The sequence below is a fragment of the Paenibacillus sp. FSL P4-0338 genome (genome assembly GCF_038002365.1).
Taxonomy (GTDB): Bacteria; Bacillota; Bacilli; order Paenibacillales; family Paenibacillaceae; genus Paenibacillus_AQ.
The window spans coordinates 1,381,469-1,393,721 of the sequence record NZ_JBBOCG010000002.1 but is presented as its reverse complement, the minus strand read 5'-3'; the positions used below and the strand labels follow the sequence as shown (position 1 = coordinate 1,393,721).

The 12,253-nt window shown below is 41.5% G+C and carries 5 protein-coding genes; all 5 read right to left on the bottom strand.

Annotation, left to right across the window (positions count from 1 at the left end; genetic code table 11):
- Positions 1-439 precede the first annotated feature (439 nt).
- Complete coding sequence (locus tag MKZ07_RS29930) at positions 440-2,800, bottom strand: ABC transporter permease (protein WP_036697178.1); 2,361 nt, start codon at positions 2,798-2,800, stop codon at positions 440-442.
- A 2-nt stretch (positions 2,801-2,802) separates the two neighbouring features.
- Entirely contained in the window at positions 2,803-3,561 is a 759-nt protein-coding gene (locus tag MKZ07_RS29925; RefSeq protein WP_036697181.1) for an ABC transporter ATP-binding protein, read from the bottom strand.
- A 99-nt stretch (positions 3,562-3,660) separates the two neighbouring features.
- On the bottom strand, positions 3,661-4,389 hold the full coding sequence (locus tag MKZ07_RS29920; RefSeq protein ID WP_036697183.1) for a class I SAM-dependent methyltransferase: 729 nt from the start codon (positions 4,387-4,389) through the stop codon (positions 3,661-3,663).
- A 33-nt stretch (positions 4,390-4,422) separates the two neighbouring features.
- Positions 4,423-5,139, bottom strand: coding sequence for a thioesterase II family protein (locus tag MKZ07_RS29915; protein WP_036697186.1), 717 nt, complete (start codon positions 5,137-5,139; stop codon positions 4,423-4,425).
- Positions 5,126-12,250, bottom strand: a complete 7,125-nt coding sequence (locus tag MKZ07_RS29910) for a beta-ketoacyl synthase N-terminal-like domain-containing protein (RefSeq protein ID WP_341029131.1) — start codon at positions 12,248-12,250, stop codon at positions 5,126-5,128. The genes MKZ07_RS29915 and MKZ07_RS29910 overlap by 14 nt, the downstream gene beginning before the upstream one ends.
- Positions 12,251-12,253: the final 3 nt, after the last annotated feature.

Sequence of the window (12,253 nt, the reverse complement as noted above, 5' to 3'; positions counted from 1 at the left end):
CTAACCAAAATTATCTCTCCCTGATTGATGAGTCGATATGTCTTCCCATCCTTACAAATTGAAACAGTAATTCTGATAAACTCTTGTTATACATCATCATTATAGATAGCTCTATGGTTAAAAATGCTTATAGTTCACCACAAACATTTTAGTCCCCTGGTAATCGTCATAGACTGTTCAGACCCGACTACCTGTGCCCACCAGCAGGACGGCTGGCTGAAGAACGCCATGATCCAGATGTGTAAATCCGATATGGATACGCGGGATGTAGCCTATCTTAATAAAAGTACGTTTAACAGCCACTACTACTGTAGTTGAGGAGGACATACATCATTAGCATCAGTGGCTGTTAAATAAGTGTTACTCTCTTATAACGTCTATTTCCTTGGATACACAAGCATAGGTCCTCTGCTTTACATTGGATGTATATTTCCAGTACTCATTCAGACACCAAATTACGCGGATTGATTTTGAGAACGCCTCCCGAAGCGACCCATGTACTAAGCATGGTAACCGCCATACACAGTGGTGCTATCATAATAATTTGGAACCAGTCCATTACGATATCAATTCTTACAGCTCCTCCTTGGGATAAGGCTGGACCAATGAAGGATGGAGTTAAGAGCACGGCTGTAACGATTCCTAATCCACATCCAATAATCGTTACAAATTGAATTCTATAGATCAAAGCTTTTCTTATTTCAAAGGAAGACATTCCAAAGGATTTGTAAATCCCGTAATTCTTCTTCATATTAAGGATATTGATTAAGATTGCATTGAACACTGTAATAAAACAAACACTAACTACAACTATACTGATAATATAGGTTACCAGCTTAATTACAGACTTAATAGAGGAAAGGAAGGTATCTCTGAATCTCGAATTGTTTACAATTTCTAATGAATCTTCGTATTTCCCCTTTAATTCTTGCTCAAATTTCGCTACATCCACATTCTCCTTTAACTTCACTTGATGAACCCTCTGCATGCCAATTTTCGAGGTCTTAATGTCAGCATTTAGGATTCTAAACATATATCCGCCACTGCTCATCGTTGAAAAAACACCCGAAATCTTTAATTCTTTATTTTCCCCTTCAATATTGGCTAAAAGGGTATCTCCTATCCCCATGTTAAGCCTCTGGGATAATTTATAACTAATTGAAACTTCATTCTGATCAGAAGGATTTCGGCCTTCCGAATTCGTAATGCCCAAAAGCTCCATATCTCCGGCATATGCTGTTCCTACAATGTTCTTAGAGGCACTATCATCACTGATAAAGATGGAGGAGTTGATCAAATAATTCATAGGAACTACAAACTCCACGTTCTCTTCCTTGGATAATAGCTGATATATATCATCATTAGTCATTTCCGTCCTGTTCGAATTCCCAACGGTCAGATCACTGTAATCCATCCCCATGTAATTCGGATCCTCCAAGGCATTTTCCATACTGGAGATACTTACGAAAGAAAACACCAATATAACACTTGTTACAAAAAGAACGATTACGAAAAAGATCATTTGTCTCACTTGAGAGAATGTATCCTTTATTCCAATCATCATGGATACCGGCAATCGTCTAAGTGCCGATAAAGAAATGCCTGTTCTCTTTAAGTTTTTACTTGCCGGAGCCCCATAACGGATCGCTTGGGATGGTTTAACTTTCGATGTTTTTGAAGCCGCAACAAAAGAAACACCAACCGTAAACAACATTAAAACAATGAACGTCACTATGCCTGTATCCAAGGAGGTCCCCGAGCTCTGCGTCATTCCTAACGCCTTCATCAAGCTGTCCGACAGCACCCCAACAATAGGTATGCTTAACATTGAACCTAGAGGAATAGCAATACACCCAATAATTAAGTATTGCAGCACATATGTAAAAATAATATTGACCGAAGAGAAGCCCTGGGCTTTAAATATCCCAATGGTTGTATAATCAGACATTATTGAATTTGATATTGCAAAGAAAATTAGAATAAAACATACTGCAATAACTATTAAAGCAAGCACTAACATAATAGCACCAATGCTTTCTTGCGTACTAGTATACTTGAAAACAATATCATTATAATCCAGTTTATATCCGGTAAAACTTTGTCCAAGATACGTTTCAAAGTCATTCCAGATTCTAACTTCATCCTTCTCGGAGTATTCCAGATAACGAATTCCAATGACATAGGATGTAGATTCACCGGTGAATATTCGGTTTAGTTCTCCTGATTTAACCCATACTCTGACTGGATTATGCTGAGGAGAGCTGTACTGGGGATCAATTATAATTGCAGACACTTTATATTTTTTTGAGCCTTCAAAGGTTGGCAAATCAATGCTGTCCCCTACGTTAATCTTATTCTCGTATGCAAATGTAGTCGGTAGCCAAATCTCATTAACTCCTGGTTTTGACCCCTCGGTGCCTTCAACAATTTTTAATATATCCTGTGTAACAGTCCCGTCAGGAACTTCAGCTATAAATAAACTAATATCAATTTTTTTATTAAAATAAGCATTCCCCTGCATGAATTGTGCAGGCACGAGGTAAGTGCTTTCTACTTCCTTTTGTGATTTCCAAAAAGCCTCAACGTCCTTATTCCTGTTAAGAACACTATCGTAAAAAAGTAAAGTATGAGAAGCATTTAGGTCTTTATACATTTTGTCAAAGGGTTTATCAATTATAGAAAGAATAGAGATCCCTAACGAAAAGACTAAAGAGGCCAATAAAACTGTAATGGCAATCAAAACCTTTTGCGTTTTATTCCTCTTGAAGTTTGCAAGACATACCTTAAATATTGATCGCATAATTACCACCCCTTATCCATTAAGAAAGAATATATTTGTTCTTCCCTCTCTATACCATTATCCTTTGAATATTTTTCGAGATTTAACTCACTATTAATCTCACCATCACGTAAAAACAGAATTCGATTCGCCCGGCAGGCTGCCTTGACATCATGCGTAACCATTACAATAGATTGCCCTTTGCTGTTGATATCTGTGAATACATCCAAGATTCTTTGACCTTGTGTTGAGTTCAGTGCTCCTGTGGGCTCATCTGCAAAAAGCACCTTAGGTGAATTGATAAGCCCTCTTGCAATGGCTATTCTTTGTTGCTGTCCGCCTGATAACTGCGAAGGCATTCTTGATGCCTCCTGTTTGATATCCATATTGTCCAAAAGCTCCCTGGCTCTCTTCTCAACATCTTTTCTATTTTTTTGTGCAAGGTATCCAGGCACCGTCACATTTTCAAAGATGGATAGATTGGGTACAAGATTAATGGACTGGAAGACAAACCCGATTTTTTCACGTCTCAACTGAACCATCTTTTTTTCTTTTAACACATCAATTCTCATATCTTCAAACCAGACCTCACCCTTGGTTACATTATCAAGTCCGCTTAGAAGATATAACAGGGTAGATTTCCCGGAGCCTGAACTCCCCATGATTACAGTAAAATCCTTTTCATAGATATCAATGGTCAGATTATTAATAGCACTTACTTCTACATCAGCACTCAAATAGGATTTATATAGATTTCTGCATTTCAGAATAGCCTTGCTCATAGCAATTCCTCCTTTTGATAATTACCTTATAAACATTGAATATAATGGAATCCAAGGATCTGTTGCCTAATCAGGACTAGAAATCCTTGGATCTAATTACTACATACTCTTGCTGCAGGTATAATGGGATCTTCCCAGTACATTTATATTTAAGTTTTCTTTGACTTTCACAATTTTAATATTATTAAAACCAACTTTATTCAATAATGCAGAGAGCTCCTCCTCCAGATAACTTCTTTGGATAATGCAAAAATCATCTCGCTCCCAAACCTCACTTTCCTTAAAGTAAACACCCTTCATAATCCCCAATCGATCGTTAGCGTTGTAGATCGTCTTATAGGTGACTACCAGTTCTGGTTCTATTATGGAGTAACTCTGCTTATCCCAGATGTACTTATAGCCCTCCTCATTCCTCACATCAAAATACAATACTCCCCCGGGCTTCAAAGCTTGTGCAATATGGATAAAGACTTTCTCCAGATCTGCTATGTTAGTAATATGATTAAGACTATCCAACGTACATATAGCAGCATCAAAGGAAATGTCATAACTGAAATCCCTCGCATCTCCCACTTTAAAAGAGGCCTTAGGCGCATTAATCTTTGCATTTTCAATCATTTTTTCCGATATATCAAATCCTTCAACAACATAATTCTGCTCACTGAGTTTCGCTGCGATCAAACCTGCACCACAACAAACATCCAGTATGACACTATTGTCAGGTATAAATGGAAGAAGCGTTTTCTCAAGGATAGGATAATTAGACAACACTATATCATTCCAATATTTGATATATAAATCGGAAATGACATCATAAGGTGCACCCATAATAATAAAACCTCTCTCTCATATTCAATATTGTTAACGATTAGCCGTCAGCTCTTCATTGATAATCAAACATAAGTCACGCCACACTTCATTCAAGAAAAAGTGCCCTCCTTCAAAGTCAAAGACTTTGAAGGAGTGTTTCGTATAACGCTCCCATTCCAAAATTCCGGGCTTATCTACATGAAAGTCCTGAATGCTATAGAATAATACGATATCCGAATCAAAACATACTGCCGGTTCTTGGAATTGGTACTCTTCAATGAGGCGATAATCATTTCTCAGAATCGGAATGAAAATCTTGAGCAACTCTTTCGACTCAAAGAATGATGCTGGTGTGCCTTTAATCCCCTTCAAATACTCAATTAACAGCTCATCAGACTTTAGGTGAACCTTCTCAGCTTTGTAAAAATGATGAGGGGGCATACGTCCAGAAACAAACAGGATCGCCGGTTGCGGTAGACCTTCGGCACGTATAGCCGCTGCCAACTCGTATACAAGCACTGTGCCCATACTGTGTCCATACAAGGCATATGGCTTATCTGAAGTAATCAGCGGGCGAATCATCTCCAGCATATCTTCAACAGCTTCCTGTATACTGCTATGAAAAGGCTCGTTCATCCGTTGCCCGTGTCCAGCCAGTTCCAAATAATAAACGTTTGTTTTAGGATCGAGTATTCCTGTCCATTTACCATAAATAGTCCTGGCAGAGCCACCTGCATAAGGAATGCAGAATAAATTATAGCTGCCCATTAGACACTTCCTTCAATTTCCTTTTCTCATTATATTTCTCAACTAGCTGGGCAACTTCTTCATCAAACGCTTGACGAACACTTTCCATATCGGAATCAAACTTATACAACACTAAGAAATTTAGTTTATCCTTCACAACTCCGACCAGACCATAAAAACCAGCGTAATTTAATTTCTTTTGATCTTTGTCGTCTAACTGCTGCATGGTATAATCCCAAATCTGACTATACTCTTCCTCAGCATTTCCTCCATAGTTCAGCAAAATTGGAGAATAGAATGTAGCAGGAGCCTCTTTAAAGATTGTTTTATTTTTGGATAGACTAATAAAATTGACATTATGTTTGTTAATATTCTTCACTGTATTTCTGATTACATCGGCTACATGGGATGGATTCTCTCTATCCGCCGTTACGATGAATGGTACTGCATCTAATACTAAGCCCACTACATCGGAGAAGTTTTTACCTTCGTATCTACGGTTTTGGAAGAGCAAATCAAATGGCACAGCTTCCAGATCCAATATTCTCGCCACCACAAGAGCATATACCTGCAAAGCTAACTCAAACGGAGCATTAGCATCATCTTCATCGAAATTGAAGAGACTCAAATCTATGCTGTAGCGCATTTGCTGGATTCTATTTTCTTGAATATTATTGAATTTTTCTATTAGAATATCGGTATATTCAAGGTATCTGTCTAAGTCAAACATGCTGTGCAACTGCTCTATCTCCATACCAACCGGGCCTTTATTGATTTGCTGCAAATATTGCTCATACGTAGTCGCTGCTTCCATTGCATGTTTTACACCTTTTTGTAATTCCTTATAACGCTGAAGAATTTGACGCCGGATGGCCTGTCCAGAAGAAATATCAAATATAGAGTGATCAAATTGGAAGAACAGATTGTAATTTTTTTCATTCATTTTAATCAGCGTTACATGATACATTGGCTTATCCAATTGCTTAAAGTTCGCAGCCCACTCAAACTTTGCTATTTCCTCCATGACCCTGGATTGAGCGCCAGGTGTTAGTCCGGATAGATCCAACTTGGGAAGGGATAGTTTCAGAGGAGGAGAATACTCTTTCCACCGATACCCCTCGTTGTATTCATATAGACAACTACGCAGCAATTGGTGATTGCCCACAACATCACATAAGGCTTGCTCTAATAAATCTTGATCCACCATTTCATTAAATTGCATCATGTACAACTGTAAGCGTACTTCTCCGCGGAAATGAATTTCCTGGATATTACTTAGATCAAAGCGATTAATAATTGGCTGGCTGGTAACGGCTAGGTTAAAGAGATCTTGTCCTGCCTGTATATGTTCTTCAACGTTCTCGATAACCATCTTCTCTGAATTAAATAGAACACCATGCTTTATCAATTGACCTAGATTAATAGGTTCAGACAACTGTTCGTACAACGACAATTCATAAATATAATGCGGCAGAAGTTCCTCAGACATATGAAGCTTCTGAAGATACTGACGGGCAAAATCTACTCCGCCGGTTGCCGCTTCATCTACAAACAGAATATTAACGGGCTGCTCTCCGCCTAAGACGCGGAAGATCCACTTTGCTCCAAATGCTCCGGTAAGATGTGCCTCCAACTGTTCAACAGTTGTAATATCATTGCTTTTACCTTCAGATTGTCGATTCATATATGCGGCTAACAAATGAATGGTTGGATATTTATATACTTCATTCATCAATAATTTGTAGCCCTCACGTTCCAGATCCGTTGTCATTTCGATCAACTTGAAGGAATCTCCACCCATTGCAAAAAAGTCTTCTTCGCGTCCAATGTCTTCTCTGCCTAAAATCCCCTTCCATGACTTCTCCAACAATTGCTCCAGAACCTCAAGCTCTGTAACCTTTACGATTTCTGTCTTTGTCTTACTGGAAGCCCCAACCGATTCCGGTTTATCTGAGAATAAAGGGAATTCGCAAGGATTCAGGATAACTTGGCGTATACCCGACTCTAGCATTGCTCCCAGCACAGCAGGTAGTTCCTCAATAATCCCTTCATTCTCTAAAGGTAAATAGAGGCGGTATACATCTGCAGCAATATCCAACTCATCATTTGCTACAACCCATTTCGTTAGCTCAGAAGACCAATGATTGGCTTGAGAAAGAGAAGATATCATGATTCGCGGCTTCTGATTATCCATTCTGGTTATAAGTTGGTTTACAGCAATGGATAAGTCTACTTCCTCCTGATGCGCGACTCTTACTGCATGCTGGCTGCATTTCTTATTCGCCAATGCATCCCATAACATTATTCCATCCACATTTGATAGCGTATTGAGCGTTGCTTCCAGCGCCCTCTGCAAGGAGTCCATATCGCTTCCGGCAATGACCGGCAGGCAGGTTACCCCCTCTTCCGTCAGAATCACATTCTCCAATCCTTCAGTCTCTTCCATGATCACCCGGCGGCCAACAAGCATACCTACATCAAGCAGCGCTCCATACTTGCTCTGATCGGGATATGCCGTTACCATCTCAAGACCTAACTGAACGAATTGTCTATGCCATTCCTCTACAGATATTAAAGGTGACAGTTCGCGTTCACTTTCATCAAAATGCCACCATCCATCGGCCAATCCCCAGATAAGATCAACAAAGCGTCTGGTGTGGACTCGTTCTATAACACATAGCAGTCCCCCCAGCTTCAACAATCTATGAAGATGATCTAGACTTTCCGAAATGCGATGTGTTGCATGAACAACGTTATACGCAACGACTATGTCGAAATGATTCGCTTCAAATCCTTGCTGCTGTGGATCTTTCGTAATATCAAAAAGTCCGGTTGTGAGGAATTCCAAGTTCTCCTCATGCGCGTATGCTCGAATATCCTCCAAGAATGAACTTGATACATCTGTAAATAAGTACTCGACTTCTACTCCCTTGAGAACCTCTGTTACTTGGCGCAGGATAGTACCAAATCCGCCTCCAACCTCCAGAATACGGATTCTGCGTTTTTCGCCTACCAGCTTAGACAGCATTTGTGCGAACATCTCAATCATAAGCTCTTCTTCTTTGGCCTGAAGAGTCCCTTCATAGGTGCGTTGAAGCAATTCATTGTTTCCTTCAGGATACAATACGCCAAGAGATGGGATCTCACCTCGAAGCGCAGGCTTAAATTTACTTACACAGTGAGCTAGTAGATCCAGTTGTCCTGAGAAAAGATCCGTCATACCTTCAATTTCCGCACGAATTTCTGTAGGCTGACGGAGCTGTTCTGTTCTCTCAGTAACCCTGAAGCTTCCTTTATCTTTTTCTGCTTCCAGAAGACCATCCTCACATAAGATATGGAGGAAATAATCTGCAAATCTAGCAAGCGGGTCAATGACTCCCAATCCTTCTTTGAAGGTATTGATGTCAAACCTCCGCCCTGTCTTCATCAGAAACACTTCATTAATATAGTCAAACACCAGACGAGCGGAGTATTCATCAACTAAACGGTGAGTACCGGATAAATCTTCAATTCCAAAGCGTTCCATATACTGCTGTTGCTGAGCTTGCACATCCTCCAATGCCTGAACAATCGTTTCATCATAAAAGGATCTGGAATCCAAGCGATAAGGCAGCAGACTTACCTTCGTATCCTTCTCGCGCTGGAGAGTTTGGGCTAATGCTATTGGCAGCCGGTTCTCAGGACTCAACACAACCAGATGGCTCCCGGAAATAGATGAACTTTGCCTCACCTCACACGTATCCAAATTACGAAGCCGAGGAACCATTCTTGATCCGTTGTTATAGGATACGGCTGGATAGTTACTACCATCTACAGCAAGTTCCTTTTCAATTACAGATGCCCATTGTTGAACATAATCAACATGGTTAGACGGTACACCTGCATCTACCAAACGAATAACTAAGCCAGGCTGCTCCGTCATTAATGCCCTGACCAAAGTAACGAGCCCAGGAGCATGATTGCCTATAGCTGCAGGACTAATGACTACAACTTCTGGTAGCGAATCATGAAGTTCCTCCTTTATTACATCAGCCAGCACGCGAAGCTCCTCTTCAGTGCTGCGGACATCAGACTGAATCACCATAATCGTGTTTGGCAGCATAGCATGATTCTTCAGGTCCTTGAATAGGCGGCGCAGATCGGTTTCGTTAGCAGGCCGTATGGCAGAATCGTAGAACCCATTGAACGAATACTCGCATCCAATATTGACAAAAATCCCTCTCCACTTAGGCAAGCTCTTAAATAAATGAATGGCATGGCCAACATCTTGGGTCAAAATCAAACTGGTTCTCTGCTGCACAGAAGGATTAATCTGAGGCAAAAAGGATGGCTCCCAAAGAACCTGACTCACTTTCGCTGCCCCGTTGCCAGTATCCTTATGAATAATATCTTGTGAAGCGTTATTATGCTTGGCTCCGCTTGTTATTCCCTTTAGCAGACTATACGTATCTCTGCTTCCAATAGGGAATTTCTTAGCATCAAATGGATAATGAGGAAGCGGCTCGTGATTACGAACTTGTTCCTTATAATAAGCCTTCCAATCTGGAGCCACTCCACAACACCATAGTTCTCCTAAGCGTTCCGCGAGAAACGCATCATCACTCAAAGGCTCGTTGGGATGGCGTAAAATATTGACTACACCCGCAGTCTTCTCCGTTGCCGCCTGACGAACAAAGGTGGATAGAGTCCGTCCCGGCCCCACTTCAATGAATACAACTCCTGGATTCGTTAAGATGGTCTCAATTCCACGGGCAAATTGAACGCAGTTGCGCACGTGCTTCGTATAATAAGAGCTATCGGTAGCATCCTGAGGCGTGATCCAGTCCCCCGTCAGATTGGATACATAAGGAATTGCCGGCTCCTTAAAGGCAACCTTGGCGCACACCTCACCAAATTCAGCCAGCATACCATCCATCATTGACGAGTGGAAGGCATGGCTGGTCTTTAGCCTGCGGTACGTCAAGCCCATCGAAGCCAATTGAGATTGCACCAGCTCAATATCTTCATCCGAGCCAGCCACCGTACATTGGTTCGGACTATTGACAGCAGCCAAAGACACGCTGGCAGGCAGCAGATGCTCCAGAATGGCCGCCGAGGCACTGACACTAAGCATGGAGCCTCTAGCCATGGATTTCATAAGACGCCCTCTGGCCATAACAAGCTGGATTCCTTCTTCAATAGAGAACACTCCAGCCAGACAAGCGGCAGTGTACTCACCCAAACTGTGGCCAATCATTCCATAAGGCTTAATTCCCCAAGACATCAATAGACGCGCCAATGCATACTCAATAACGAACAAGGATAATTGGGCAAGATCCGTCTCTTTCATGATCTCTTCATCATTTGCCGCCGGATCTAGAATCAGTCGCCTAAGCGTGTACTCTCCACTTACTTCTGCAATTTTTAAGCATGCCTCTAATTCATTACAAAACACTTGCTCCGTCTGATACAGATCACGGGCCATACCCACATATTGAGATCCTTGTCCCGGGAAAAGGAAAATGACTTCCGCCTTACTATTAGACACTGTATTCTTGCTTCCCCGCTGAGAAGCTTCGCCTTTTATAGCTGCCTCCAATCCTTCTGACAGCTCTTGATAATTGCGATAAGGCAGCGAGAAACGTTCCTTTAGACTTCTGCTCCCTGTATGTAAGCTGTACGCCAAATCCGTAGGGTTAATCCCAGCGCCAGCATGATTAATAAATGTAAGGTAGTCCTCTTTCATCTGGTTCAGAGATGTTTCAGTGGCAGCCGATAGACTTAGCACATTCCATTCTCTGCCCGGTCCCGAAACCTCTCGTTCCGGGGCTTCTTCTAATATAATATGAACGTTCGTGCCACCGATACCAAAAGAGCTGACACCCGCCCGCAGAGGATAATACTCAGCATTCTCTGTGGACTCAAGCTGTCTGTTCCACTCTTGGGATTCAGTTATCATCCGAAAAGGCGTATTTGTGAAATCAATATTAGAGTTTAATTTCTCGAAATGTATACTTGCTGGAATAATCTTATTTTTAAGAGCTAACGAGGTTTTGATAAAGGATGCAACACCGGCGCCGACATCAAGATGTCCAATGTTAGACTTTAGGGACCCTAAACCGATGCTGCCGGATTTAGAATCTACAGACTGGAATGCCTTTTGCAGGCCCGCTATCTCAATCGGATCTCCCAATATAGTTCCGGTTCCATGCGTTTCAATATAGGATATGCTCTGCGCAGGTACATCTGCCATATACAAAGCTCTGCGGATCACATCCGCTTGCCCCTCAACGCTAGGAGCCGTGAATCCTACCTTGCGGTTCCCATCATTATTGACAGCAGAACCTCGAATAACCGCATAGATATGATCCCTGTCCTTAACCGCATTCTCAAGCCTCTTGAGCACTACGATTCCGACGCCATTACCCTCCACGGTGCCTTTGGCATCTTGGTCGAACGGGCGGCAATGCCCATCAGGTGAATTAATCATGCCATCCGTATATAAATAACCATTACGGCTAGGTACAGTAAAACTGCTGCCTCCAGCAACAGCAACTGAACATGCTCCGGTAAGGAGCTGACGGCAAGCAAGATCAATAGCATACAAGGAAGTCGAGCATGCACTATGCACAGTAACGCATGGTCCTTGAAGGTTAAGGCTATAGGCAATTCGAGTCGCTGCAAAATCTTTATCATTCAACAAACCAGTGCCAAACATATGCTCATCGTTATCCATACTGAGTTTCATTGTTTCAAGTTCCCAAGCAAAGTTACTTGTAGAACCTAAAAATACACCTATATTATTGCGGGGTTGTTCCGTTACATACCCGGCATCTTCCAAAGCATGGTAGACTTCTTGATGCAAAATACGAACTTGCGGATCTAATGTCGCAGCATCACGATGGGTGTAGTTGAAAAAATCAGCATCAAAGTACTCAATGTTAGGAAATACACCTTTAGCCCCAACAAAGTTAGGCATATCCAGCAATTCCGGATTCATCCCACTCGCTACAAGCTCATCTTTATCAAAAAAGGAAATTCCTTCTTTCCCATCAACCAAATTACTCCAGAACTCTTCGAGATCTCCCGCACTAGGAAACCTTCCTGACATCCCGATAACAGCAATTTCCATACCTGTATAATTATTTTTCATATC